This is a genomic window from Sporichthya polymorpha DSM 43042 (assembly GCF_000384115.1).
Taxonomy (GTDB): Bacteria; Actinomycetota; Actinomycetes; order Sporichthyales; family Sporichthyaceae; genus Sporichthya; species Sporichthya polymorpha.
On record NZ_KB913029.1, the window covers coordinates 2,551,527 to 2,576,735 of the forward strand.

At 70.8% G+C, this 25,209-nt stretch carries 21 protein-coding genes; 11 read left to right on the plus strand and 10 right to left on the minus strand.

Annotation, left to right across the window (positions count from 1 at the left end; all coding sequences use genetic code 11):
* Window positions 1-50 precede the first annotated feature (50 nt).
* Complete coding sequence (locus tag SPOPO_RS32785) at window positions 51-650, plus strand: acyl-CoA-like ligand-binding transcription factor (RefSeq protein ID WP_019875156.1); 600 nt, start codon at window positions 51-53, stop codon at window positions 648-650.
* Here the strand turns inward: SPOPO_RS32785 and SPOPO_RS0112585 are convergent.
* From SPOPO_RS0112585 to SPOPO_RS0112595, 3 genes are all read right to left on the minus strand, one after another.
* Window positions 647-2,110, minus strand: coding sequence for a flavin-containing monooxygenase (locus SPOPO_RS0112585; RefSeq protein ID WP_028984739.1), 1,464 nt, complete (start codon window positions 2,108-2,110; stop codon window positions 647-649). The genes SPOPO_RS32785 and SPOPO_RS0112585 overlap by 4 nt on opposite strands.
* Before the next feature lie 49 nt (window positions 2,111-2,159).
* Window positions 2,160-3,482, minus strand: a complete 1,323-nt coding sequence (locus tag SPOPO_RS0112590; protein ID WP_019875158.1) for a cytochrome P450 — start codon at window positions 3,480-3,482, stop codon at window positions 2,160-2,162.
* A 135-nt stretch (window positions 3,483-3,617) separates the two neighbouring features.
* The gene (locus tag SPOPO_RS0112595; protein ID WP_019875159.1) at window positions 3,618-4,895 is read right to left on the minus strand and encodes a PucR family transcriptional regulator; all 1,278 of its coding nucleotides are present in this window, start codon (window positions 4,893-4,895) and stop codon (window positions 3,618-3,620) included.
* Window positions 4,896-5,174: 279 nt separating this feature from the next.
* Here SPOPO_RS0112595 and SPOPO_RS0112600 point away from each other — a divergent pair, with 279 nt between their 5' ends.
* The 7 genes from SPOPO_RS0112600 to SPOPO_RS0112630 are packed head-to-tail and all read left to right on the plus strand — an operon-like array spanning window position 5,175 to window position 12,083.
* Window positions 5,175-6,740: an ABC transporter substrate-binding protein gene (locus SPOPO_RS0112600; protein WP_156869853.1), complete on the plus strand. Its 1,566-nt coding sequence runs from the start codon at window positions 5,175-5,177 to the stop codon at window positions 6,738-6,740.
* A 3-nt stretch (window positions 6,741-6,743) separates the two neighbouring features.
* Window positions 6,744-7,622, plus strand: a complete 879-nt coding sequence (locus tag SPOPO_RS0112605; RefSeq protein WP_019875161.1) for a branched-chain amino acid ABC transporter permease — start codon at window positions 6,744-6,746, stop codon at window positions 7,620-7,622.
* The gene (locus SPOPO_RS32790; protein WP_019875162.1) at window positions 7,622-8,788 is read left to right on the plus strand and encodes a branched-chain amino acid ABC transporter permease; all 1,167 of its coding nucleotides are present in this window, start codon (window positions 7,622-7,624) and stop codon (window positions 8,786-8,788) included. Before SPOPO_RS0112605 ends, SPOPO_RS32790 begins: the two co-directional genes overlap by 1 nt.
* Complete coding sequence (locus SPOPO_RS0112615) at window positions 8,785-9,561, plus strand: ABC transporter ATP-binding protein (protein WP_019875163.1); 777 nt, start codon at window positions 8,785-8,787, stop codon at window positions 9,559-9,561. Before SPOPO_RS32790 ends, SPOPO_RS0112615 begins: the two co-directional genes overlap by 4 nt.
* Complete coding sequence (locus SPOPO_RS0112620; protein ID WP_019875164.1) at window positions 9,558-10,343, plus strand: ABC transporter ATP-binding protein; 786 nt, start codon at window positions 9,558-9,560, stop codon at window positions 10,341-10,343. The genes SPOPO_RS0112615 and SPOPO_RS0112620 overlap by 4 nt, the downstream gene beginning before the upstream one ends.
* Window positions 10,340-11,689, plus strand: coding sequence for a hypothetical protein (locus SPOPO_RS0112625; RefSeq protein ID WP_019875165.1), 1,350 nt, complete (start codon window positions 10,340-10,342; stop codon window positions 11,687-11,689). The genes SPOPO_RS0112620 and SPOPO_RS0112625 overlap by 4 nt, the downstream gene beginning before the upstream one ends.
* 10 nt (window positions 11,690-11,699) lie before the next feature.
* Window positions 11,700-12,083 carry a hypothetical protein gene (locus SPOPO_RS0112630; protein WP_019875166.1) on the plus strand — a complete coding sequence of 128 codons (384 nt, stop codon included), beginning with the start codon at window positions 11,700-11,702 and terminating at the stop codon, window positions 12,081-12,083.
* 31 nt (window positions 12,084-12,114) lie between these two features.
* Here SPOPO_RS0112630 and SPOPO_RS0112635 read toward each other — a convergent pair whose 3' ends face one another.
* Genes SPOPO_RS0112635 through SPOPO_RS0112650 form a run of 4 tightly spaced genes read right to left on the minus strand, consistent with a single transcriptional unit; the run spans window position 12,115 to window position 16,928 of the window.
* On the minus strand, window positions 12,115-13,395 hold the full coding sequence (locus SPOPO_RS0112635) for a PucR family transcriptional regulator (protein WP_019875167.1): 1,281 nt from the start codon (window positions 13,393-13,395) through the stop codon (window positions 12,115-12,117).
* 37 nt (window positions 13,396-13,432) lie between these two features.
* Window positions 13,433-14,899 (minus strand): ABC transporter substrate-binding protein, encoded by a 1,467-nt coding sequence (locus tag SPOPO_RS0112640; protein ID WP_019875168.1) that lies wholly within the window; start codon window positions 14,897-14,899, stop codon window positions 13,433-13,435.
* Complete coding sequence (locus SPOPO_RS0112645; RefSeq protein WP_019875169.1) at window positions 14,896-15,897, minus strand: DUF7064 domain-containing protein; 1,002 nt, start codon at window positions 15,895-15,897, stop codon at window positions 14,896-14,898. Before SPOPO_RS0112645 ends, SPOPO_RS0112640 begins: the two co-directional genes overlap by 4 nt.
* Window positions 15,879-16,928, minus strand: a complete 1,050-nt coding sequence (locus SPOPO_RS0112650; RefSeq protein ID WP_019875170.1) for a phosphotransferase family protein — start codon at window positions 16,926-16,928, stop codon at window positions 15,879-15,881. The genes SPOPO_RS0112645 and SPOPO_RS0112650 overlap by 19 nt, the downstream gene beginning before the upstream one ends.
* Before the next feature lie 63 nt (window positions 16,929-16,991).
* Between SPOPO_RS0112650 and SPOPO_RS32795 the strand changes: the two genes are divergently transcribed.
* Window positions 16,992-17,627, plus strand: a complete 636-nt coding sequence (locus tag SPOPO_RS32795; protein WP_084671053.1) for a TetR/AcrR family transcriptional regulator — start codon at window positions 16,992-16,994, stop codon at window positions 17,625-17,627.
* 24 nt (window positions 17,628-17,651) lie between these two features.
* Here the strand turns inward: SPOPO_RS32795 and SPOPO_RS0112660 are convergent, their stop codons facing one another.
* Window positions 17,652-18,290, minus strand: coding sequence for a TetR/AcrR family transcriptional regulator (locus SPOPO_RS0112660; protein ID WP_019875172.1), 639 nt, complete (start codon window positions 18,288-18,290; stop codon window positions 17,652-17,654).
* A 135-nt stretch (window positions 18,291-18,425) separates the two neighbouring features.
* On the opposite strand from SPOPO_RS0112660, the gene SPOPO_RS0112665 reads away from it, so the two are divergent.
* Both SPOPO_RS0112665 and SPOPO_RS29315 read left to right on the plus strand, forming a co-directional pair.
* Window positions 18,426-19,583, plus strand: coding sequence for an acetyl-CoA C-acetyltransferase (locus tag SPOPO_RS0112665; protein WP_019875173.1), 1,158 nt, complete (start codon window positions 18,426-18,428; stop codon window positions 19,581-19,583).
* Window positions 19,584-19,593: 10 nt separating this feature from the next.
* Window positions 19,594-21,837: an acyl-CoA dehydrogenase family protein gene (locus tag SPOPO_RS29315; RefSeq protein WP_019875174.1), complete on the plus strand. Its 2,244-nt coding sequence runs from the start codon at window positions 19,594-19,596 to the stop codon at window positions 21,835-21,837.
* 36 nt (window positions 21,838-21,873) lie between these two features.
* On the opposite strand, the gene SPOPO_RS0112675 is transcribed toward SPOPO_RS29315, so the two are convergent.
* Both SPOPO_RS0112675 and SPOPO_RS29320 read right to left on the minus strand, forming a co-directional pair.
* Window positions 21,874-23,604, minus strand: coding sequence for an HNH endonuclease signature motif containing protein (locus SPOPO_RS0112675; RefSeq protein WP_019875175.1), 1,731 nt, complete (start codon window positions 23,602-23,604; stop codon window positions 21,874-21,876).
* 423 nt (window positions 23,605-24,027) lie between these two features.
* Window positions 24,028-25,101 (minus strand): alpha/beta hydrolase, encoded by a 1,074-nt coding sequence (locus tag SPOPO_RS29320; protein ID WP_019875176.1) that lies wholly within the window; start codon window positions 25,099-25,101, stop codon window positions 24,028-24,030.
* Window positions 25,102-25,209: the final 108 nt, after the last annotated feature.

Genomic DNA, 25,209 nt, shown 5'->3' on the forward strand with positions numbered 1-25,209 from the left:
CGCAATAACAAGAGTCACTCGTAATCTTGCGATGGCCTACAGTCGACGACGTGCCCGGACGGACGAAGGTCGAACTGCGCCGCTCCCGGGTCCGGCGGGATCTCGCGCACCGCGCCGTGACGCTCATGACCGAGCAGGGGTTCGACGCGACGACCGTTGCCGAGATCGCCCAGGCCGCCGACTATCACCCGAGCAGCTTCTTCCGGTACTTCGCGACCAAGGAGGAGGCCGTCTTCCTCGGCGTTCCCGAGGCGACCGAGGGGTTCCGGGCCGCGTGCGCCGTGGTGAAGCGTGGGGACGACGCCTGGCCGGTCGTCCGCGACGCCGTGATCGCGGCGGTCGAGAGCTTCACCGAAGCCGATCCGGACTTCTTCGCCGCTCAGTTCGCGCTCTGGCTCACCGACCCGGCGCTGCAGGGTCCCATGGCGACCAACCTCCTGAAGTGGGAGGAGATCATCGCGGCCACCTTCGCGACGGCGACCGGGCGCAAGCGAGCCGACCTGTACTGCCACGTCGTCGGCGGCGCGATCGTCAGCTCGCTGCGGGCCTGTGTCTACGCGCACGGTCAGGAGCGCGACAGTTTCACCGACCGCGTCGCGCGAGCGATCACACTCCTCGAACAGGGCCTGCGCCGCCCCGGCGGACGTTAGGCCGGTGCCGGGACCTTCGCGGTCGCGGAGAACACGATGTCCTCGGTGACGTCGGCGCGGCGGGAGGCGAGGAGGTCGCCCAGGTAGTTCTGGGTGACGACCCACGGCCCGACGGTGCCGGACTTCGGGAACTGGTCGATGCCCCGCTGGACGTAACCCGACGTCAGATCCAGGAACGGCCGGCGCTCCATGCCCGGCGGCGGGGTCGGGAGCGCGGTGCGAAACCCGTGAGCCTCCATGTGGTCGAGGAGGCGGATCAGGTACCGGGCCGACAGGTCGGCGCGCAGCGTCCAGGAGTTGTTGGAGTAGCCGAAGCAGAACCCGAAGTTCGGGACGCCCGACAGCATCCAGGCGCGGTAGGCGACGGTGTCGGAGATGTCGACCCGTCGGCCGTCGACGTCGAGGGTCAGGCCACCGAGCGGCTTGAGGGTGAGGCCGGTCGCGGAGACGATGACGTCCGCCTCCAGGAACTGGCCCGACTTCAGGCGGATGCCGGCCTGCTCGAACCGCTCGATGTGGTCGGTGACCACGTCGACGGAGCCGTCGCGGATCGCCTTGAACAGGTCGCCGTTCGGCACCAGGCACAGCCGCTGGTCCCACGGCTCGTACGGCGGTGTGAAGTGCTCGTCGACGTACGCCGGGTCCTTGAGGAAGTGCAGCGCGGTCTTGCGGCAGATGTTCTTGAACGTCTGCGGGCGCCGCCGGCTGAGCGCGTACATCGTCTGCAGCGTCAGGACGTTCTTCGCCCGCACGATCCGGTGCGCGGCCGACGCCGGCAGCACCTTCTGCAGGCCGACGGCGACCTTGTCGACCTCGGGGAGCGAGAGCACCCACGTCGGCGTGCGCTGAAGCATCGTCACGTGAGCGGCCGTCGGGGCCATTGACGGCACGAGCGTGATCGCCGTGGCGCCGCTGCCGATGACGACGACGCGCTTGCCCGCGTAGTCGAGGTCCTTCGGCCAGAACTGCGGGTACACGAGCGTCCCGGCGAACTCCTCCTGGCCGGGGAAGTGTGGCGTGTGGCCCTTGTCGTAGTCGTAGTAGCCCGCGCACACGTAGAGGAAGCTCGCGGTGATCTCGACGGGCTGTCCGTCGCTCTCGGCGCGCACGGTCCACCGCGCGGTCTCCGAGGACCACGACGCCCCGAGCGCCTTGGTGCGGAAGCGGATGTGCTGCTCGACGCCGGCGTCCCGGGCCATGTCGCGGATGTACGTGCGGAGCGAGTCGCCGGAGGTGATGGACTCGCGCCCGCGCCAGGGCCGGAACGAGTAGCCCATGGTGAAGGCGTCCGTGTCGGAGCGGATGCCGGGGTACTGGAACAGGTCCCAGGTCCCGCCGATCGCGTCCCGGGCCTCGAGGATCTCGTACGTGCTGCCCGGCCGTTCGCGCTGCAGGCGCGTCGCGGTCCCGATGCCGGACAGGCCCGCGCCGATGATGAGGACGTCCACGGAATCGCTCATGAGACCACCATAACCCCGTTTCTTACTCCGAGTAAGTACCAATGTCCGATCAGGCCGGGAACGGCCGGCAGGGCATCCGCTTCACGATGTGGAAGAAGTTGCTGGGCGTCATCTCCGGCTCCCCGGCGACGATGTCCGGGCACCGCGTCAGCAGCTCGGAGAACAGGGCCCGGACCTGGAACCGGGCGAGCTGGTTGCCCAGGCAGTGGTGGATCCCGCCGCCGCCGAACCCGACGTGCGGGTTCGGGTGCCGGGACAGGTCCAGCTCGTGCGGGCGCTCGATCGCCAGCTCGTCGCGGTTGGCGGAGGAGTAGAACAGCACGACCTTGTCGCCCTGCGTGATCTGGACGCCGTCGAGCTCGCAGTCGCGGGCGGCGGTGCGGCGGAACGTCGCGATCGGGGTCGCCCAGCGCACGATCTCCTCGACCGCGGTGCCCATCCGGTTCGGCAGGTCCTCGAGCAGCCACGCGCGCTGCTCGGGGAAGTCCGTCAGCGCCTTGAGCCCGTGCGCGATCGACTGTCGGGTCGTGTCGTTGCCGGCGATCGTCAGCAGGACGAAGAACGACCCGATCTCGTGGTTGGTCAGTCGCTCACCGTCGACCTCGGCGAGGACGAGCGAGGAGAACAGGTCCGGTCCCGGGTTCACCCGGCGCTGCTCGATGAGGTCCTCGGCGAGGTCGTGCATGTACACGACGGCGTCGAAGAGCATCTCGATCGTCTCGTCCTGAGTCTCCGCGTACTCCGGATCGCCCCAGGAGGTCGCCTTCATCATCCACTCGGCGGCTTCCTGCCGCTGGCCGTCCGGGATGCCCATCATGTCGTTGATGTTGTGCATCGGCAGGAGCGAGGCGCACTCGGCGACGAAGTCCACCCACCCGTCCGGTGACTCCTTCGCCTTCTGGATCAGGTTGTCGACGACCCGCGCCGCGTTCGCGTGGATCTGATCCTCGATCCGGCGCATCTGCTTGGGGGTGAAGGCCGACGCGAGCAACCGGCGTAGGCCGGTGTGCCGCGGCGGGTCCATCGCGATGATCGACTGCGCGGCGTCGATGACCTGGACCGGCAGATTCTCCATCAGGATCGACGGCGCGGAGCGGAAGTCCTCCGGCCGGCGGGTGACCTCGATCAGGTGACGGTGGGTCGTGATCGCCCAGTACCCGTAGTCGTCCGGAACCTCGATCAGCTGCGCCTCGAACGGCGGCTGCCAGGTGATCGGCCGCTCCCGGCGCAGCACCGCGAATGTCTTCTCCCGCTCGGCCGCGGTCGCCCACCAGAAGGCCTCCGCCGACAGGTTGATCTCGTCGTAGGGCCGGTCGGGATTGCCGCTCGCGTTCGACAGTTCCTCGTTGTCGAACCAGATGTCGGTGGTCATCGGCCGTCACCTTCCGCAGCGCTGCAGTTCGGGTGGTACGACGCTAGGAACTGACGACACCCGGTGCCCATGGTCCGCCGCACCAGAGGTCGCCCGGTCCGCCGTGGCCGGGGCACAACAGCTGTTGACGGGGCGTCACGTCGACGGCCGTAGCACGGCCGGTCCGAGCACCCGGCAGGCGCGCAGCGCCAGCTCGATGTCCGCGCGGTCCGAGCGGAAGGGCCGCCCGCGCAGCGCCTCGGCCTTCGCGATCCGGTACTGCACGGAGTTCTTGTGCAGGTTCAGCGTCCGGGCCGCGGCGGTGTGGCTGGACCCGAGGTTGAGGAACACGCGAACGGTCTCGCGCAGGCGTTCGGTGTCCTCGTCGTCGACGGCGAGCGCGCCGAGGGTGTCGGCCACCCAGACCCGGGTGGCCGCCAGATCGGCGCACAGCAGCGCGATCGCCCCGACGTCGGAGAACGAGGTGACCCGGGCTGCGGCGGGACCGGCCGCGAGCGCAACACTCCGGGCCTGGTCGGCCTGCCGGTGGCTGGCGCGGAAACCGTCCACCCCGAACTCGGGGCGGCCGAGCGCGACCCGCGGGGCAGGTTCCCCCAGGGCCCCCGCTCGTCCGCCCAGCACCCGTACGAGGTCGTCGAGGTCCTCCAACTCGTCCGGCACGCTGATCCAGACCGAAGCGCTGGCCTCGTCGGTCGGCAGGAAAAGATGCTGCCCCTGGTGGACGGCCGCGGCCGCCGCCGTCAGCTGCTCGAGTCGGCGCAGCTGCTCGCCGGGTTCGGCGGACGGCGCCTCGAACCAGAGCAGGGCGGCCAGATGCGTCTGCCCGAGCCGGTACCCGAGCGCGGTCTCGGTGGCGGCGAGGTCCACCGGTTCGCCGTCCAGGAGCGCAGCGATCCGCGCGGTCCGCACGAACGAGCGGTGCTGCGTCCACGTGGCGCGTTCCTCCTCGTACGCGACGACGAGGAGCTCGGAGACCGAGTCGACGTAGGCGGTGGAGACGCGCAGCAGGTGCACCCCCGCGGCCGCGGTCTCGGCCGGGCTGCAGTCGGGATCGGCGGCCAGTTCGGACAGGGCGGCCTCGATGAAGGCCGCGTGGCCCAGGCGGTAGGCGCGCAGCAGGGCGGACACCGGGATGCCCCGCTGGGCGAGTCGGCGCGCGTAGGCGAGCGCGGCCGGCGGCGCACCGAGCAGGCGGGGGTCCACGCCCTGCTCCAGCACGTACAGGCCGGCGGCCACGCTCTCGTCGGTGGACGCAGCCAGCAGGCTGCGCATCGGGTCGTCGTGCTGCAGCGGCGCGATCTCGGCGGCGAACAGCGCGACCAGGTCCGCGGTCAGTGCCGCACGGGAGGCCGCGAGACGTCGGACCGCCGCGGCGATCTGCGCGGCCGCGGTCAGGTCAGCGCCGCCGGACACGCCCCCACACAACCACGTCCCGCGACCCAGGTCACCGGCGTCCGCTCGAATTCCCGATCTCACACTCCGCAGTCGCCGGCGCGCGATTCGGTGTCCGATTTCGTCACGATTGTGCAACCGAACGGTCGGGCCGGCCCCGGGCGTCCGCGGGGCTGGTCCGGTGAGCCCAAAGGGGGCGACGGAGATTGTGCCCGTGTGACAGTGACCCCAATCACGTCGATTCGTACCTTTGACCACACGTCTTTGGTCCCGCAGCACAACAAGTCCCCGGAGTTGAACGTGCCCTCCTCCCGCTCGCTCTCATCGGTCCGACTGGTCGCGCTCCTCGCGGCCGGTGCCCTGGTCACTGCCTGTGGTGCCTCCCAGGAGGTCAAGGAGTCCGTCGCCGCGCAGCGGGCGGCCGGTCCGGCCGCCGGTGCCGCGGGGCCGGACCTCGGTGGCGGCGCGGCGGCCCCGGCGGCCGGCGCCGACGTTCCGGGAGCGGTCGTCCCCGGCGCGGGCGCGGCGCCGGCGGCCCAGGGCGCCGGCCCCGCCACCGCCCCCGACGCGGCCGCCGCCGGCGACAAGAACAAGTCGGCGACGACCAACGACACCGGCGCCACGGCCACCAAGCCGGCCGGCGGCACCGTCGCCTGTGGCGCGGCCGCGCCGGCCGGCGGCAACGGCGGCGCCACGGACACCGGGGTCACCGAGACGACCATCAAGATCGGCGCCACGTTCTTCAACGGCGGCTTCCTGGACAAGTACAGCCAGGTCTCGCAGAACGCGGCCACCGCCTACTTCAACTACATCAACAGCCAGGGCGGCATCTGCGGGCGCAAGATCGTCTACTCGCCGTGCGACACCGGCGGGACCGCCGACGGCACGACCGGCTGCCTGTCCAAGCTGGCCGCCCAGGACAAGGTCTTCATGATGGGCCCGTCCCTGGACTTCAACCTGGACATCGTCCAGAAGACCCTGGCCGACAACAAGCTGCCGTGGGTCGGCTCCTCCGGTCTGTACGACCAGGAGTTCACCAGCCCGTGGATGTACCCGACGCAGATCCCCGGCGGTTCGGTCGGCGCCCTCATCACCACCCACGCGGTGAAGACGCTGGGCGTCAAGCGCATCGGCGTCTCGCAGCTCCGTAACGGCGCCGGTCCGTCCTGCACGGGCAAGGTCAAGTCCACCGCCGAGGCCCTCGGGGCCCAGATGGTGTCGGTCGCGCTCAACGCCGACGTCGAGACCAGCCTCGACAGCCAGGTCGCGGCGCTGAAGAACGCGAACGTCGACTCCGTCCTGTTCTGCAACGACCCGGTGAACACGATCAAGTTCATCCAGGCCGCGCAGCGCACCGGCTGGAAGCCGATCTTCTTCGGCGGGTTCGTCGCCGCGGACGACGTGCCGCTGGCCGCCGGCGCGTACGGCAAGGGCATGTACGGCCTGACGATGTACGACTTCTACAAGTCGGACTCGCCCGGGCTGCGCGAGTACAAGAAGATCACCGAGTTCTACTACCCGAACACCTTCCACCACTTCTACGAGCAGGCCGCCTACGTCGGCGCCGCCGCGATCGTGGCCACGCTGAAGGCGATCGGCCCGAAGGTGACCCGTACGGACTTCGTCAAGCAGCTCAGGACCATGCGCTCCTTCGACGTGGGGCTCGGCCTCAAGCTCGACTTCGCGAACCTGAAGAACGCGGTGCCGAGCGGGATCATCCTCAAGGCCGACGACAACCTCGCCTGGCAGATCGAGTCCAAGCGGTTCTCGCCGGCCGGGGCGAAGTCCAGCGTCTCGGAGAGCGTCCGTCCGGACTTCGTCGCGGACCGGACCCGCAGCCGGATCGCCCCGGCGCGGACGTTCTGATCCATGGAGCGGTTCTTCGGATACCTCGTCACGGGACTGGCCAACGGAGCGATCTTCGCCCTGGTCGCTCTCGGCGTGGTGGTGATCTACCGGGTCAGCCGGGTGATCAACCTCGCCCAAGGTGCGATCGGCGTCTTCTCGGCGTTCGTCTTCCACTACACGCTGATGGGCGACTTCGGCCTTCCGGTCGCGGTCGCCACGGCGGGGGCGATCCTCGTCGGTGCGGTGCTCGGTGCGGGGGTCGAGAAGTTCGTCGTCCGGCCCGTGCAGTCGCGCGGCGCGCTCGCGACCCTGACCGCCACTACCGGCGTCCTGCTGCTGCTCACCGAACTGACCGTGCAGCTGTGGGGCCCGAACAACCCGGTCATCGCCTCGGTCTTCCCGGACACGCTCGTCCGCATCGGCAACACCGGTGTGACGGTCCACCAGATTGCGACGGCCGGCCTGGTCATCGCGCTGGCGGGGGCGCTCTACTGGATGCTCGCCAAGACCTGGGTCGGTGTCGGCATCACCGCCATCGCGCAGGACCCGGGTGCGGCCCGCATCGTCGGGCTACCGGTCCGCTCCATCGTCACGCTGACCTGGGCCATCGGCGGCGCGAGCGCCGCGTTGGCCGGCCTGATGTACATCCACCTCAACAGCCTCGACCAGATCAGCCTGACCTTCGTGCTGATCTCCTCCCTGGTCGCGGCGGCTCTCGGCGGGTTCAACAGCCTGCCGCTGGCCGGCGCGGGCGGGGTCGCGGTCGGGCTGATCTTCAGCTTCGGCCAGGGGTACCAGCCGGTCGCGGGCATCGGCCAACTGCTGGTCTTCATCGCGCTGCTGGGAGTCCTGCTGGTGCGGTCGAACAAGCCGACCCTCGACGTCGTTTCGGAGTTCTGATGGCTGGGGGCGTGCAGGCGGGCGTGAAGAGCGTCCAGAACGCGGCGGATCGCGGCGTTCGGCTCACCGGCGGTCCGTTGATGAACGGCAAGGCCCTCGAAGTGGGCACCGTCACGGCGATCGCGATCGGCCTGCTGGTCTGGCCACTGCTGACCCCGCAGGTCGCGCACTTCTACGGCAGCCTGTCGGCGATCTACGCGCTGATCGGTCTCTCGCTGGTGATCCTCGTCGGGTGGACGGGCCAGATCAGTCTCGGGCACGCGGCCTTCGTCGGGGTCGGGTGCTACTTCGGCGCCAAGTTGCTGAACAACGACGTGCCCCTGGTTCTGACGGTTCCTCTGATCGGGCTCATCGGTGCCGCCGTCAGCCTGATCCTCGGCATTCCCTCCCTGCGGCTCCGCGGCGTGTACTTCACGATCGCCACGCTGGCGTTCGGCGCCGCGTGCCAGCAGTACTTCTTCACCCGCCCCGAGGTTCGTGGGATCGCCGCCGACCAGGTCCCGCGTGCGAACCTGGTGGGCATCCAGACGACCTCCGACCGCGGCCTGTACTACGCGGTCCTGGTGATCCTGGCGATCGCCCTGGTGCTGGCCTACAACACCCGACGCACCGACGTCGGCCGCGTGCTGTTCGCCATCCGTGACTCCGAGCAGGCCGCCCAGGCCATGGCGATCAAGATCGCGCCGTACAAGATCGGCCTGTTCGCGGCGTCCGCGGCGCTGGCCTCCATCGCGGGTCTGTTCTACGGGATGTTGTTCCAGGCGACGCCGGCTCCCGAGCAGTTCAGCGTGCTGCAGTCGCTGTTCTACCTGGCCATGCCGGTGCTCGGCGGTGCCGAGGCGCTGCTCGGGGCCCTCGTCGGCGGGACCTTCCTCGCCGTCGGTCAGCCGCTGGTCAACATGTTCGACGTCCGCCTGTTCCTGGTGACGTCGATCGCGCTGCTCCTGACCCTGCTCTCCGGCTTCGACGGCGTCACCGGCGCCCTGAAGGCGGCTCGCAAGGCCGTGGCGGACGCGGTGCGCGGCGAACCGGTGCGCTACGGCTCGTTCGTCCCGCACGACGAGGTGGATCACACGCCGCCGCGGGTGCACGCCACGGTCTCCGACAGCCCCCCGCCGGTGGGCAGCGTTCTTCGGGTTCGGCTCGTGCCGGGGGTGCGTTCATGAGTGGCCATCTGATCGGCACCGGCCTGACGAAGCGGTACGCAGGCCTCGTGGCGAACGACAACGTCGACATCGAGGTCCGCCCGGGCGAGATCGTCGGGCTGATCGGCCCGAACGGTGCCGGCAAGACGACCTGCTTCAACTGCCTGACCGGTGCTCAGAAACTGACGTCAGGTTCGATCACGCTCGACGGTACGGACATCTCGAACATGCCCGCGAGCGAGCGGGCGAACATGGGCCTGGCCCGCACCTTCCAGCAGGCGCAGCTCTTCAAGCATCTGTCGGTGGAGGAGAACCTGCTGCTCGGCCGCCACCGCCACTACCGCGCGGGCGCGCTTCGGGCGGCACTCGGCCTCGCCGGCGCCGCGGAGCGCAAGTCGCGCGAGATCGTCCACTCGATCGCCGCCCAGTGCGGGCTCACCGACGTGCTCGAAGCCCCCGTGGGCGACCTGCCCTTCGGCACCCAGCGGATGGTGGAGGTGGCACGAGCAATCGTGCTCGAACCCACGGTGCTGCTGGTCGACGAGCCCGGCGCCGGGATGGACAGCACCGAATCGGCCTATTTCGGGGCACTTCTTGCCCGAATCAGCCGTGAACGGAACATGTCGGTGCTTATCATCGAGCACGATGTCGCGATGATCCTGTCGATCTGCGACCGAATTTACGTTCTGAATTTCGGCAAGCTGCTCGCCCAGGGCACCCCGGCCGACATCCGGGCCAACGCCGAGGTCCGTGCGGCGTACTTCGGGAGCACGGTCCAGGAGGCCGCGGTATGACAGTCACGTCGCAGAGCGATCCGGTCAGCTCCCCGGTTCCCGCTGCCGTCGCCGCCGTGACCGGGGCGGCCAAGCCGATTCTCGCCACCCGCGCGCTCGACGTCGGGTACGGCAACGTGCTCGCCGTCCGTCGGCTCACACTCCAGGTCAACCCCGGCGAGATCGTCGCTCTCCTCGGACCCAACGGCGCGGGCAAGACCTCCAGCCTCCGTGGCATCACCGGTCTGGTGCGGCCGCAGGCCGGAACCGTCAGTGTCAACGGCGTCCGGATCGACAACCGCGGCCCGGCCGTGGCCGTGCAGGCCGGGCTCGCGCACGTGCCCGAGGGCCGCCGGGTGTTCCCCGAGATGAGCGTGGCGGACAACCTGCGCCTCGGGGCCTGGTCCGTGCGTCGCCGGTCGAAGGTCGTCGAGTCGCGCCTCGCCGACGCCTACGCGTTGTTCCCCCGCCTGGCCGAGCGCCGCGCGCAGCTCGCCGGCTCGATGTCCGGCGGCGAGCAGCAGATGCTCGCCATCGCCCGGGCGCTCATGAGTGATCCGAAGCTGCTGCTCATCGACGAGCTCAGCCTCGGTCTGTCCCCTCTCGTGGTCGACGAGATCCTTGCCCGGCTCCTGGAGCTGAACAAGGAAGGACTGTCCATCCTGCTCATCGAGCAGTTCGTGCACCGGGCCATGGACGTGTCGGACCGGGTGTACGTCTTGAAGAAGGGGCACGTGGCGTTCAGCGGAACACCGGCGGCTGCCATCCGGATCGGCGCGGTCGAGGAGGCCTACCACCTATGAGCAACTCGAAGAGACAGCTGCTGCGAAAGCGGGGAGTGCAGACGGCGGCGGGATCGACCGCCCTGCTGCTCACCGCCGGCGTGGCCATCCTGTGGGACGCTCCCGCCCGGGCCGCGGCACCGGACAACCTCGCGGTGTACTACGCCGCCAGCCAGGCGACCCCGGCCAGTGTGGTCAGCCGCGTGCCCGTCGAGACGGCCGGTGGCTACCTGCTCTCGCAGAGCTCGGTACAGCTCGGCAAGTCCCAGGCCCTGGCCGCCGGGTTCACCCTCGGTCCGCTCGGCGACGCGTTCGTGGTCACCTCGGCGCCGCCCGGCACGATGACCCAGTTCCCGACCGTCGTCAACGCACAGGACCCGCCGTCGGAGCTCGCGCCGCGCGAGAACTCGCTGTCCGCCGGCAACGGCGGCGGCCCGAGCCTGGGCAGCGAGGTCCGCAACGCCGACCTGTCCGCGCGCGCCAGTGACAGCCCGAACGCCATCGCCAGTGCCTCCGGGCAGAGCGTCACCACGCCGGTGTACACGGCCGGCGCGGGCATCTCGCGCAGCGAGAGCGCGGTCCTGCCGGACGGCACCGTCCAGACCAAGGCGATCAGCTCGATCCAGAACCTCCTGATCGGTGGCCCGACGGGCTTGAAGATCGCGAACGTCGACAGCATCGCGACGATCACCATCGCGCCGGGTCAGAAGCCGGTCACCTCGCTGCAGGTGCACACGTCCGGAGCGTCGTTGGCCGGCGTGCCGGTCATCCTCGACAAGAACGGCCTGCGGATCTCGGACCAGATCCCGCTCCCGGCCTCCAGCATCGCGGCCTTCAACGCGGGCGTGGCCGGACTGGCGGAACAGGGCCTGACCTTCATGGCCTCGACGGAGACCGTGAAGGTGGGCGACGGAGAGGCCGAGCTGTACGGGTCGGCCTTCACCTTCCGGTACAAGCTCCCGGAGTCGGACATCGAGAAGCCCAGCGACATCGGGTCGGACGAGACGTTCGAGTACGGCAAGGTCACCGCCAAGGTGACCTCGCGCGCCCTCGGTTCGCTCGGCGGTCCCGACCTGGCGCCGGCCGCCGGGACCGACGGCTCGGCGCTCCCGGGCGTCGACACCGCCACCGGCGCGGACCTCCCCGCCACGGCCGACCTCGGCGCGCTGCCGGCCACGGCCGGCGCGTTGCCGACCGTGGGCATCAACGCCGCCGCCCCGGCCGCCGCGGCTCCGGTCGGCTTCACCCTCACCCGGCCCAGCCTCGCCCCGGACCAGTTCAAGGACGGGTACCGCTACCTGCTCCTGGCAGCGGCGCTGGGCATAGCCGGCCTGCTCGCCATCCTTCGCAAGCGCCCCATCGCATAGAGGAGCACCGATGAACGACCGCGTGAGAGATCTCCGACTGAAGGCACTCGCCGGTGCTCTGGTCCTGAGCGGCCTGGTGGGCGTGCTGCTCGGGTTCCTCGGTGTGCGCCGCAACGACGACATCGTGCTCCAGATGCCGTACCTCGCGTCCGGTGGCCTGGTGGGGCTGGCGCTGATCGGCCTCGGCGCCATGGTGATGATCCAGCAGCAGATGCAGGAACAGAGCCGGCGGGCCGCGGCGGTGACCGAGTCGCTGGAGGAGTGGAAGGAAGCGGCTCTCGCGGAGCTGCGCGCCTTCCTCGAGAGCGCGACCCTCGAGCTCGAGGTCCGCAACCCGGCACCGGCCCACCGCCTGGAGAACAGCAGCGTCGGCGCCCCCCGGGACCACGTCTAGCAATTACCCCCGTCGAGTCCCGTAGCGCCGCTCAGACCGAGCGGACGCTGCGGGACTTCGGCGTGCTGGGGGCCGGTGCCGCAATCGCGATGACGCGATTCCACAGCAGGTCGCACACCAGCAGGGCCACCTCGAGGTCGAGGCGGCCGTCGCCGAGAGGCCGGCCGCGCACCTCCTCGGCCTTGCGGATCCGGTAGCTGACGGTGTTCTTGTGCAGATGCAGCCGGGCGGCAGCCTCGGTGAAGCTGCCGTTGGCGTCGAGGAAGCAGCGGACGGTCGCGCGGAGCCGAGCGGTGGAGTCGTCCGTCGCGGCGAGACCGCCGAGGACGCGCTCGGTCCAGTTCCACAGTTCGTCCGGGTGGTCGGTCAGCAACGCCGCGATCGCGACCTCGTCGAACACAACGAGCTGGTCGTTGCCGCTCATCGTCTCGGCCACCTTGCGGGCCCGTTGGGCCTCGCGCAGCGTGCTCCGGAACCCGCTCAGCCGGGCCCCCGGCGAACCCAGCGCGATACGCAGTCCCGGGTGGGCGATCAGGCGCTCCCGGAGCAGCGGGAGGTCGACGAGCGGCTCGCTCGGTCCGCTGAGCCAGGCCCACATGGTGTGGTCGTCGGCCAGCAGAGTCAGGGGATTGCGGCCCGAGGCCTCGATCAGCAGGCGGTTCGCCGCCTGCAACGCGGCGTCCGGATCGGGCGTCGCCGGCGCCACCCACACGATCGCGGCCTGGTGCCGACCCGAGAGCGGGGTGCCCAGCAGGTGCTCGGCCGAGCTGTCCGTCAGGTTCTCGTTCTCCAGGATCGTGCGCACCTGGGCGGTGCGGGCCGCGCCCGTGCGGCTGTTCCAGCGTCGCAGCTCGGCCTCGTAGATGTCGATCAGCCCGGCGATGACCTGGTCGATGTAGCGGTTGACGCGCTGGGTGATCTCGGCGACGGCGGCGAGCGCGCGGTCCGTCTCGAGGTCAGGCATCTCGCGCAGCAGCGCGAGGGACCACTCGGTGAGCCGGTGCTGACCCAGCCGGTAGGCCCGCAGCAGGGCCTCGAGCGAGAGCTCGTGCTGGGCGAACCGACGGGCGTACTCGGCGGCGGCGGCCGGGACCGCGATGCTGTCGACGGGAATCTTGTGGGCGAGCACGTCGACGATGGCCTCCAGGTTGGAGGAGGTGCTCGCGACCATCAGCTGCCGCACGGTCTCGTCGTGCTGGAACTCGGGGATGACCTCGACGAAGTAGTCCGTCAGTTCGGTCGTCAGCTCAGGCAGATTGGTGTCGATGACGCGCGCGATCTCGGAGACGACCGCGTCGACGTCGACTGGCATGGGGCGCAATATACGCCGGGCTGTTGATGAGTCGGGTTCAAAAGCCCTTCGGAAGACCTGAGAGGCAGGTGAACCGGCCTCCGCTGGGCGCGGTGTAGCCGGTGTTCGTCAGGTGGAGCAGGCCGTAACAGTCGTTGGGCGATGGAGGCGCTTCGCGGTGGAACGTGATGCGCGGCGCGAGTCCGTCCAGGGTTTCGTTCCGGACCTGCCACAGTCCCTCGAGCAGCAGTCCCCGGGTCAGGGCACCGGCGCGGGCCTGCGTCGCGACGTTCGCGAACGCCTGCTCGAACAGCCGTCCCGAGGTGTACTGGCTGATCGTGTTCTGGTCGATCGAGGTGCCCGGGGCGAAGCGTTCGTAGGCGGCCCGGAACGCGCGGACACCCACACCCTCGGTCGCGAGGAACGGGACGTTGCCGGCGCCGAGGAACGCGCCGAGCCTGCGGACGTTGGGGTCGAGCGCCGCCTCGGCGGTGACCGCCAGGGCGGAGGTCGCGACGGCGGGGGTGTATCCGAGCGAGAGGCAGGACCGCGCGAAGCGCGCGTTGCCGGAGCCCTCGAGCGCGACGAAGACCGCGTCGGCGCCGGCGGACTTCAGGGCCTGGCACTCGGCCGTGTAGTCGGGCGAGGTGATCGACGAGATCTTGCGCAGCACGACCTGCAGACGCGACGCCTTCGCCATCGCCTCGAAGTTGGCGTTGATCTGGCCGCAGATCGAGGCCTCGACGCAGTAGACGAGCCCGATCCGGTCCGACCGCGCGGCGCGCGCCGCCTCCTTCATCGCTCCGGCGTACGCGGCGAGCGGCCCGCCGCCCTGAGGGAAGAACCAGGGGCTGGAGAACCACGGCGCCTCGATCAGGTCGCCGCCGACGAACGGCACCTCGTGCTGCTCGGCGAACCGCTTCGCGGCGGCGAAGGTGGTCGGGACCCCGGCCCCGACGATCGCGATCGCCTTCTTGTTGTGCACGAGCTCGTTGAGGTTCGACGTCACGCGCGCGGGGTCCGCGGCGTCGTCCATCTGGTACAGCTGCACCGGGTGGCACTGCACCCCGCCGCGGGCGTTCACGTCGCGCAGCCAGAGCGCGAGCCCGGTGCGCATGTTGAAGTTCGAGGCACCGATGATTCCCGAGCTCGGCGCGGTCTGGCCGATGACGACGGGCGCCAGTGCCGTCGTGCAGGGCGAGGCCGCCCCCGCCTGCACTGGAGAGAACATCTCTGGTGCCGGTCGGTCGCGCCGGGCCGCGGGTGCGGCGGCGGTCGTCGTGCCGGCGGCCGTGGTGGTGGCGGGCCGATCGCCGGTGGCGCCCCCGCCGGTCGTCGGCGGTGCTGCGACGTCCCGCTCGGCCGGGAGGGACGCGCTCGCGTGGACCGGGGCCGCAGCGGCGGCGCGCATCGCGGCGGTCCCGTCGGCCGCCTCGATCGCGTCCTCCGACATCCGCGTCCCGCAGCCGCCGAGCGCGAGACTCAGCGTCAGAACGCCGATGAGGGCGGAAACCTGACGCCTCATCGGGACGCGTGTCCTCTCATCGCGTGCTGATGCGCCTCGAACCAGATGCCCTGGCACGGGCCGAAGCCGACCCCGCCGTCGTCGGTCTCCCAGCGGTAGACGCTGTCGTAGGTGAAGGCGTGCGGCCAGGAGACGATCGGGGATCCGGCGATCGCCCGGCCGGTCAGACGCAGCACGTGACCCGCCGCGTCCTCGGCCTCGATCTCCTGTGCGAGCGGGTAGAACAGCTGCGGGTGGATCTCGGTGACGGTGCGTTCGACGCGGACGAGTTCGCGGATCTCGTCGCCGCGGCCGAGGAAGGAGAACATCGCGTTCGGGCCCTCGAACCCGACCTGGTTGAAGTACCGGCCGTCGTCGAGGTACACCGGCGTCCACGAGATCGGGGCGTCGAACCGGCCGCGGCGGTCCTCGGTCCGGTCCTGGTTCCACGAGCGGTCGCGGATCGTGTTGCAGTCGATCCCGTACGTCCGCCCGTGCAGCGTCAGTTCGCCGACGCAGTGCATGAACTGCTCGCTGCCGCCGGGTCTGATCGGGCCGACGAGGTTTTCGCCGGGAATGACGGCGGCGCGGCCGACGAGGGGGCTGAGCGCCGTCTGCTCGATCTCGAACGCAGCGCGGCCGTCCGCGCTGCGGTAGGTGATCCGGGCCTTGCGGCCGAGTTCGCCGAACTCGATGCGGTAACCACGGCTGGTGGTGATGACGTTGCCGTCGACCTCGGGCCAGGGGAGCGTCATCGAGTAGTCGAGGTGTGCCATGTCGAGGACGCAGGAGTTGTCCAGGCCCTGGAAGATCTGCACGCTGCCCTGCATCAGCGGGAAGTACGGCTGGTAGCGGATGTAGCTGTAGCAGCCGATCTCCGCCTCGGGGATCTGGAACCCGAAGTAGTGCGTGTGCGTGGTGTGGGGTGCGTAGGCGCCGGCGTGCTCGCGGGGGTCGAGGCCGATCAGGTCGGTCTCGCCGGGCAGGAGGTGATGGGTCATCAGCGGTGCCCCGCCCATCCGGTGACCTCGCCGGCGGGGACCTCGACGCCGAGGTAGTCGGCGAGCATCACGCTGGCCGGGTTGATCAACCACATCGTCGAGTCCGGCGGCAGGATTCCGGCCTTGGTCATCAGGATGCCGGCCCGCATCACGGCGAGCGCGCCGAACGTCGCTGCGTAACGCTCGTAGTAGTCCAGGTGCTGCGGCGTATGGCCGGACAGTTCGGTCCAGCGCGCCAGGATCGCGTCCCGGCCGGGGAATCCGGGGGGGCTCGGGGCGCCGTAGCCCTCGGACCACAGGCGTAGCGCGTAGAGGAAGTACGCGAGGTCGACCTCGGGACTCCCGATCGAGGCGAGCTCCCAGTCCAGGGCGCCGGCGACGGTGAGGTCGTCGGCGAAGAGCATGTTGCCGATGCGGGCGTCGCCCCACGAGAGCGCCAGCCGCTCGTCCGTCGGCGCGTGCGTGCGCAGGTGTTCGAGGCCGGCCTCGATGACCGGGTGCGGCCGGTTCCGATGGCCCGTCACATAGAGGTGCTCGAGGAAGCCGATCTGTTCACCGATCCCGACGCGGCGCAGGCCCAGGTCGAGCGCGGCCCAGTCGACCTGCGCGACGGAGACGATCGTGGCCAGTGCGTTGTCGAGCAGGCGGTGCTGCTCGGCGGGGGAGAGGTCGAGGACCCACCCGGCGAGCGAGTACGGCGGGTCGTCCGGTGGCACACGGCCGGCGATGCGGTCCATGACGAGGAACCGGTCGCCGAGGACGGTCGGGTCGAGCTCGACGCCCACGACGTGCGGGGCGGGCACCGGCGTCGAGTCCGCCAGCGTCCGCATGATGCGGGCCTCGTCCTCGAGCCGGTACGTCGGGAACAGGCCGGTGCCGTCCGGTGGCGCGACGCGGGCGACGTACGGGCGCCCGCCCGCGGTGAACAGCACGGTCTCGCAGGACAGCCCGCTCGCGGTGGGGACGGACAGGTCGCGGACCGGCGCGCCCATCCAGCGTTCGAGGGTCGCGGCGGCGGTCGCCGGGTCGATCCGATTCGCCAGGGCCACGTCGTCTCCCAGTTCTTGTGTAGTGCCGCACCACATCGTGGACTTGTGTAGTGTCACTAGTCAATGGCTCCGACGACGAAACGACCGCGCCGCGCGTCCGCCGACGTGCGGGAGCTTTTGCTGCGCGCGGCCCGGGACGAGTTCCTGGCGAAGGGCTACGCGGGAGCGACCACGAAGGCGATCGCCGCCCGGGCCGAGGTCTCGGAGACGGTGATCTTCAACCAGTTCGGCGACAAGACCGGGTTGTTCACCGAGGCGTTCGTCAGCCCGTTCGGCGAGGTCGTCGCCGAGTACCTCGACGCGCGCAACGACCCGCAGAACTCCTCACCGGCCGAACGCGTCGAACGGTTCGTCGACCACCTGTCCGCGCTGGCGCGCGAGTACCGCCCGATCCTGATCGCGGCGATCAGTCACCGCCTCGACGGCACCGGCCCGGCCGAGGACGACCTGCTCGACCGGCTCGCCGCCGAGCTGCAGAAGATCCTCGGCATCGGCGAGCTCACCGAGGTTCCCGGCTTCGGTCCCGTCGGCCCTGCGACCCGCGCGAGCGCCGCCGCCATGGTGCTCGGAATGGCGCTCCTCGACGACCTGATCTTCCCCCGCGGCGCCGACCGTCCCTCCGACGCCCGCCTCGAGGCCGAGATGACCGCCGCGATCCTCAGCCGCCTTCGCGACCCCGACGCCCCGCTGTCCCACTGACCTCGCTGGGACGGGTGAGGTCTGTCAGGCGACGCCCTTGCAGGGGGCGTACAGGGTGTTCCAGACGATCGCGGTGTAGGCGTCGATCAGGGACTCGACGGTGGCGTCGGTGGCGCCGCGGACGAGCTGGTGGAGTCCGCGCTCGGCCATCCAGGTCAGCCACTGGGCGACCTCGGCGGCGGGGAGGTCCGGGTCTACGAAGCCCTCGCGCTGGCCGACCTTGATGTGCTTGCGGAGGCCGGCGGTGTTGTGGGCGATCAGGCCCATCGCGGCCTCGCGGACGGCCGGGTCGTACGCGGCAGCGTCGAAGGCGGCGGCCATCAGGTTGGTGTGGGGCCGGTAGATCATGACGATCCGGGACAGGGCCTTGCGCAGGTCGTCGCGGTCGGCGGCTGCGTCGAGGTTCCACCAGTCGGTGGCGGAGTCGTCGAGGGAGTCGGTGATGTCCTCGAGCCAGGCGCGGAGCAGCTCGCCCTTGTCCTCGAAGTACACGTAGAACGTGGAGCGGGCGACGCCGGCCTGGGCGACGAGGCGTTCGACGGAGAGCTCGGTGAAGCTCTCGCCCTCGGCCAGCATCTGCTCGACGGCGGTGAGCAGCTTCGCGCGGATGTCGTCGCGCCGCTGCGCCCGGCTGCTCTGGGCCTTGCGCGTGATCGAGGGCATGGGCGCATTGTGACCGAACGGACGGTCCGGATCCACTATGTGTCTGGACGGGATGTCCGAGATTTTGGCCACGGGTCGTAGGATGTGTCTGGACGCACCGTCCGATTCCGAGCCCTGCTGTCGAGGAGTTCTGTCGTGCCCGAGGCCTACATCGTTGATGCCATCCGCACCCCGGTCGGGCGCCGCAAGGGCGGTTTCGCCGAGGTCCACCCCGCGGACATGGGCGCCCACGTCATCTCCGCCGTGGTCGAGCGCAACAACGTCGACCCGAACGCGATCGACGACGTGATTCTGGGCTGCCTGGACAATCTCGGCTCGCAGGCCGGCAACATCGGCCGCACCGCGGCGCTCGCGGCCGGGCTGCCCGAGGCCGTGCCGGGCGTGACGATCGACCGCCAGTGCGGGTCCTCCCAGCAGGCCGTGCACTTCGCCGCGCAGGCCGTGATGAGCGGGACGAACGACCTGATCATCGCCGGCGGCATCCAGAACATGACGCAGTACACGATCCTGTGCGCCTTCGCCGCCGGTGAGCACTACGGCCTCGGCCGCACCGACCCGTGGACCGGCTCCGAGAAGTGGGCTGCCCGCTACGGCACCGACGTCCTCTCGCAGTTCGCCGGCGCCGAGGGCATCGCGGACAAGTGGAACATCACCCGCGAGGAGATGGAGCAGTTCGCGCTGACGTCGCATCAGCGCGCGCTCGACGCCCAGAAGAACGGCCACTTCGACCGCGAGATCCTCGCCTTCGACACCATCACCGCCGACGAAGGTCCGCGCGCCGACACCAGCCTGGAGAAGCTCGCCGGGCTCAAGGAACTCGCGCCGGGCGGCAAGCTCACGGCGGGCGTCTCGTCACAGATCTCCGACGGCGCGGCCGCGCTGCTCGTCGCGTCCGAGGCCGCGGTGAAGGCGCACAACCTCACGCCGCGCGCCCGCATCCACCACATCTCGGTGATGGGTGCCGACCCGGTGCTCATGCTGACCGCGCCGATCCCCGCGACCAAGCGCGCCCTGGAGCGCACCGGCCTGAGCATCGACGACATCGACCTCTTCGAGTGCAACGAGGCCTTCGCCTCCGTGCCGATGGCCTGGGAGAAGGAGCTCGGCATCCCGCACGAGAAGGTCAACGTCAACGGCGGCGCGATCGCGATCGGACACCCCGTGGGTGCCTCGGGTGCTCGCATCATGACGACGCTGCTCCACGAGCTCGAGCGCACCGGCGGCCGCTACGGCCTGCAGACCATGTGCGAGGGCGGCGGCGTCGCCAACGTGACCATCCTCGAGCGGCTCTGAGGGGACGACCATGACCTGGCCCACCGAGGACGAGGCCGCACTCGCGACCGAGGTCGCGCGGCTCCTCGAGCGCACCGCCTCCCGTGAGGACCTGAAGGCGGCGGTCCAGCCGACGGACATCCGGCACGACGTCGCGTGGAAGCAGCTGGCGACGCAGCTCGGTGCGGCCGGGCTCGCCGTCGACGAGGACCGCGGCGGTGCGGGCGCGGACGTCGGCGCGCTGGCGGCGGTCGCGGAGCAGATCGGCAAGGCCTGCTCGGCGGTCCCGTTCCTGTCCACCGCGATCGCCACGACGGCGCTCACGGCGGTGGGTGACACCGAGGTGCTGCCGGTGGTGGCGAGCGGCGAGCGCTCCGCGGTGCTCGCCGCGCCGCTCGACGGCTCGCCGGTCACCGTGACCGCGGTCGGCGGAACGCTGACCGGCTCGGTCGACGTCGTCGACGCCCTGACCGCGGACGTCCTCGTGGTCGTGGCCAAGGCCGCCGGCGGGGTCGCGCTGTTCGTGGTCGAGGCCTCGACCGTGCGCCGCACGCCGCTGCACACCCTCGACCTCGGCCGGCCGCAGGCCCGCGTCGAGTTCGACGGCACGCGCGCCCGCGAACTGGCGGCCGACGCCAAGCCGGCGTTGTCGGCGGCCCGGCAGGTCGCGCGGCTGCTGCTCGCGGCGGAGAACCTCGGTATCGCCGACTGGTGCGTTGCGACCGCGGTCGAGTACGCCAAGACCCGCGAGCAGTTCGGCGTGAAGATCGGCACCTTCCAGGCCGTGAAGCACCTGTGCGCGGAGATGTTCTTCGCGACCGAGGTCGCCCGCGCGCTGCTGGTCTCCGCGGTCGACCTCTGCCGCGGGGAGGTTTCGGGCCCGGCCCGGACGGCGCTGAACGCGGCCGCGGTCGCGTGCGCCGAGGCCGCCGCGCAGGCGACCCAGGGCGCGGTGCAGGTCCTCGGCGGCATCGGCTTCACCTGGGAGCACGACGCCCACCTGTACTTCCGGCGCGCTCGCGCCAATGCGGTCCTCACCGGGTCGACCGCGACCGTCAAGGACGCGCTCGCCGAACTGCTGATCGCCGGCAAGGGGATCGCCGAACCGGTGCGGGCGACCAGCGACGACGTCGCCGCGATCGCCGAGCGGGCCCGCGGGTTCTTCGCGACCCACGGTCACGCGCGCGGTCGGGACGCCGACGAGGCCGCCCACGTCGCCGCGGCCCGTGCGTTCCGGGCGGCCCTCGCCGATGCCGGGCTCGCGGGCGTCACGGTGCCGAAGGAGTACGGCGGCCAGGGTCTGTCGATCGCGCACGACACCGCGGTGGCCCTCGCCGCGCGCGGCATGCACACCTTCGAGGACGTCTGCGGGATCGGGATCGGCATGTGCGTGCCGGTGCTGCTCACGCTCGGCACCGAGGAGCAGAAGCAGGCCTACATCGGGCCGTTGCTCCGCGGCGAGCAGATCTGGTGCCAGCTGTTCAGCGAGCCCGGGGCCGGTTCTGACGTCGCGTCACTGCGGACGAAGGCAGTGCGCGACGGCTCGGGCCCGGACGCTGACTGGGTGCTGTCCGGCCAGAAGGTCTGGACCACCTACGCCCACCACGCCGACTACGGCCTCGTGCTCGCGCGCACGGACCCGGACGCCCCGAAGCACAAGGGCATCACGATGTTCGTGCTCGACATGAAGGCGCCGGGGATCACGGCGCGGCCGCTGCGGCAGATGACCGGCGACGCGGAGTTCAACGAGATCTTCCTCGACGAGGTCCGCGTCCCCAACAGCGCGATCGTCGGCGAGCTCAACGGCGGCTGGACCGCCGCGCTCGTCATGCTGATGAATGAGCGCGTGCAGATCGGGCGCGACCCGCTCTCGATGAGCCCGCCGGTCAACTTCGCGATGCTGCGGGAGCTGATCGTCGAGCGCGGGCTCGGCGAGGACGCGACGGCGCGCACTCAGCTCGCCGAGGTGTTCGTCCTCGAACGGGGTCTGCAGCTGCTCGGGCACAAGGTCGCAGCGTCCCTGAAGCCGGGTCAGGACCCGGGTCCTTTCGCCTCGATCTCGAAGATGGGCGCCGCGCACCTCGCCCGGTTCACCACGCAGGCGGCCTTCGACCTCGGGGGCAACGCCGCGGCCGCGTGGTCGGGCGACGACCCCAAGGCCGGAGTGTGGTCGTACTCGATGCTCGCGGCTCCCGCTCTCGGCATCGCCGGCGGCACCGACCAGATCCAGCGGTCGATCGTCGCCGAACGCGTGCTGGGTCTGCCGAAGGGCTGACCCGAGCCCGGGGCGGCGCTGTCCGCCCCGGGAGCCTCAGGCTGCTGGCTCGTCGGGTGCGGGGCGGGGTGGTTGTCGGTCTTCCCCGGGTGCTCGGGGTCGGCCGGGTGGGTCGGGTTCGATCAGGGGTGGGATTTCGACGTCGTAGACGGCGCCGAGGCGGGTGATCCAGCGGACTCGATCGTGGCCGAGCCGGATGAGTTGCCACCCGCCTTTGGTCTTGAGGTCGTGGTCGTGCTCGCACAGGGGGCCGAGGTTCCCGGCCAGGGTCAGTCCCCCGCGGGCGTGGTCGATCGTGTGGTCGATCTCGGACCGCGCGGCGGGGAGCCGGCAGCCGGGGGCCTGGCAGGTCGTCATCCGCAGTTGGGTGTCCCGGCGTAGTCCTTGGCGGGGGAACCGACGCCGGGCGTCGTTCGGGTCTTCCGGGGTGGGCGGGCCGGCCGGGTTGTCCGGGTCGTCCCGGTCGGTGCCGGCGGTGGCGAGGAGGTGCTGGCGGCCGATCTCGACGAGCACGGGGTGCCAGAGCGCGATCTGGGGGCTGGTGACGGTCTGGTCGAGCAGGGCCTGCAGCAGCGTGGCGGGGATGAGCAGGTCGACGATGCCGTGGTCATCCGCGCGGCGCTTGGGCCAGTCGATGGGGCGGGCGTTGACGAGCCCGGAGCTGACCGCGTAGCCGTCGGGGCCGGTGACCGCGAACCGCCACTGCCCGGCGGACAACTGCTGGGCGAGGTCGCGGGCGTACTCGGCGTGGATCGGGCCCTGCCCGGCCAGCTCGGCCGGGTCGCGGTCGATCCCGAGCAGGGTGGAGACCTTCGCGGTCAGCTGCACCCCGTGGTGCGGGGACCGCGCCATCGGCGCCGGCTCGGGTTGCGGCTTCGGGGCGGGCTCCGGCTCGGGCGCCGCCTCCGGCTCGGCCTCGGCCTCCGCCTCCGGCTCGGCCTCGGGCTCCGCCTCGGGCTCGGGCTCCTGCTCGGGTTCCGGCGGGAACTCCTCGCCCGCGTCGGTCTCGTCGACCTCGTCGGTCTCGTCGTCGGTGGGGCGGGTGGTGGCGAGGTGGGCGAGGATCTGCTCGTCGGTGAAGTCGGCGTAGGTGCCGTCCAGCAGGTTGAGGGCGATCTCCGAGCGCAGGTGATCCACCGGCCGCGGGTCCCCGGCGCGTTTGGCGTCATCGGCCAGCTTCCGCACCCGGGCGATGGCGGCGGCGACGCGGGCGGGGTCCTGGTTCTGCGCGGCCAGGGTGGCGGTGCCGTCCTCGTTGCGCCAACAGATCACCCGCCGCTCCCGGTGGGCCTCGGCGAAGCGGCGTTGGGCCCAGTCCGGGTCGAGCTGGATCCCGAGTTTGCGGCACCGCGCCCCGATCTGCTCACTGGTCCACGGCCGGTCGGCGTCGATCGAGCAGTGCCCGAGGACCTCATCGATCACGGTGTTGGCGTGCTCGTCGGTCATGTCCCGGACCCAGAAGTGGATCACCCGGGCCCGTTCGATACTCAACTCCCCGGCCGCCATGGCGGCGTGCAGCTTCGGGAACCGGCGCACGACGGCCCAGGCGAAGTCGAGCAGCTCGTTGCCGGTGTACGCGGAGATCCGCAGCGCGGTGCGGACCTCATCGGCGCTCCAGCGGTCCGGGGCCGCCAGGCGCACGACCTCGTCCTGGGAATCCAGCCCCCGGGACCCGACCTCGGCCACCATGCCCAGCCAGACCGCGTGGGCGGCGTTCAGCTGCCGTTGCGTCGCCCGTAGGACCGCGACCGACTCGGCCCCGGTCATCGACGCGCGCTCGCCCTCGCTGGGCGCAATGCCCAACGAGATGCCCCACGCGCTCGGCGTGGGTGCTGCCGCTGCTGCCGATGTCCCTGTCATCACTGAGCAACCTAGAGGCCACCACCGACAGTCTGTTTTCGTCGCCCCTCGGGTCCGCCGCTGCCCCGGTAACCCCGGCTGCGCAACGTCTCTGACGCATCATCAGCACCACCCGCGTCTGCACAAGAGATGTCATCTCCAGTGCGGGGCGGCTGGCTCGCGGGCCGCCGTGTCTTGACGGGGGCAGTGCTGCGTCGGGCGCCGCGGGCGCGGGGCGACGGCTGAGGACGATCGCGTTGAACGAAACCGCCGAGGGCGACGGACCACTCTTCCCGGGGACGGCGCGGCCCAGCCCAAACGCACCCGCGGGGCCGTGGGGATCTCGGACTGCTACTTGACCCGGTTGTCCAGCCACTGGGCGCTCGCGCCCAGCATCAGGTCGACGTGCTCCTCCAGGATCGGGAAGTGGGACGCGCCGGGGATGCCCGCGCGCGTCACCTCCGGGCTCCCGAAGTAGCGCAGCTCCTGCTGCAGGATCGCCGGCGGCGGGAAGACGGCGTCCCGGGTGCCGAAGACGAGCAGCACCGGGACGTCGATCTCGCCCAGGCGCAGGACGTCGTTGCCGATCCCGGCCGTCACGGACTCGATCTGCCCGCACGGGTCCGGCGCCGGGGCCGGGACGCGCTTGCGGACCTCGGCCGACGCCGTCTGGAAGTAGAAGGTGTCGAGGGAGTCCTTCGCGAAGTGGACGTAGTCCTTGAGCGCGCCGGAGTCGCCGCCCTGGAAGCAGCTCGCCGTGGCCTGAAAGACTTCCTCGGCGGCGTAGGGGCTGGCCGCGAAGTCGCCGAAGCCCTGATTGATGAGGCCGTCGATGTTGTGGAAGCTGAAGGCCGTGATGTTGGCGATCATCCCGCCGACCGATGACCCGCCGAGGAAGACCTTCTCGAACGGCGCGGCGGTGCGCCCGGCGACCTCGTAGTCGCCGGACTTGAGCGCGTCCACCATCTGTCCCGCCACGTCCGCCTCGGAACCGAAGCACGTGGCCAGGCCCGCCGGCTTGTCGCTCGTGCCGTAGCCCAGGCGGTCGACCGCGATCGAGACGTGGCCGAGTGCGGCGAGCGAGCGCGCGTAGTTGTGGCCGGGGATGTCGAGGTGGAAGTACTCGGAGGTCCAGGTGACCGCGTGCAGGTACAGCGTCGCGGCCCGGCCGCCCGCGACCGTCTCCCGCGGGCCGATGACGACGCCGCGGACCGTGTAGTCCTTGCCGTCGCTCGCGCACGGGACCGTGGTGCGGTTGGTGTTCTTCACCGCGAAGCTGATCGGCACCTCGACGATGTCGACCGGGTTGTCGGCCGGAGCACCGGGGACGGTGGTCCCCGCGAAGGCGGCGGAGGTCCCGATCGGCGCGCTGAGGAGTCCGGCGGTCAGGACGCCGGCGACGAGGCCGGACAGGAGGGGACGCATCCGCCGATCATCTGTGGTTTTCTCAGGAGATCGCAATGGTCGCATTTCGGCGGTAACCCGAACGAACCGATCCGGACACAATGACTAGACACTCTGTCTGGTTTGGGC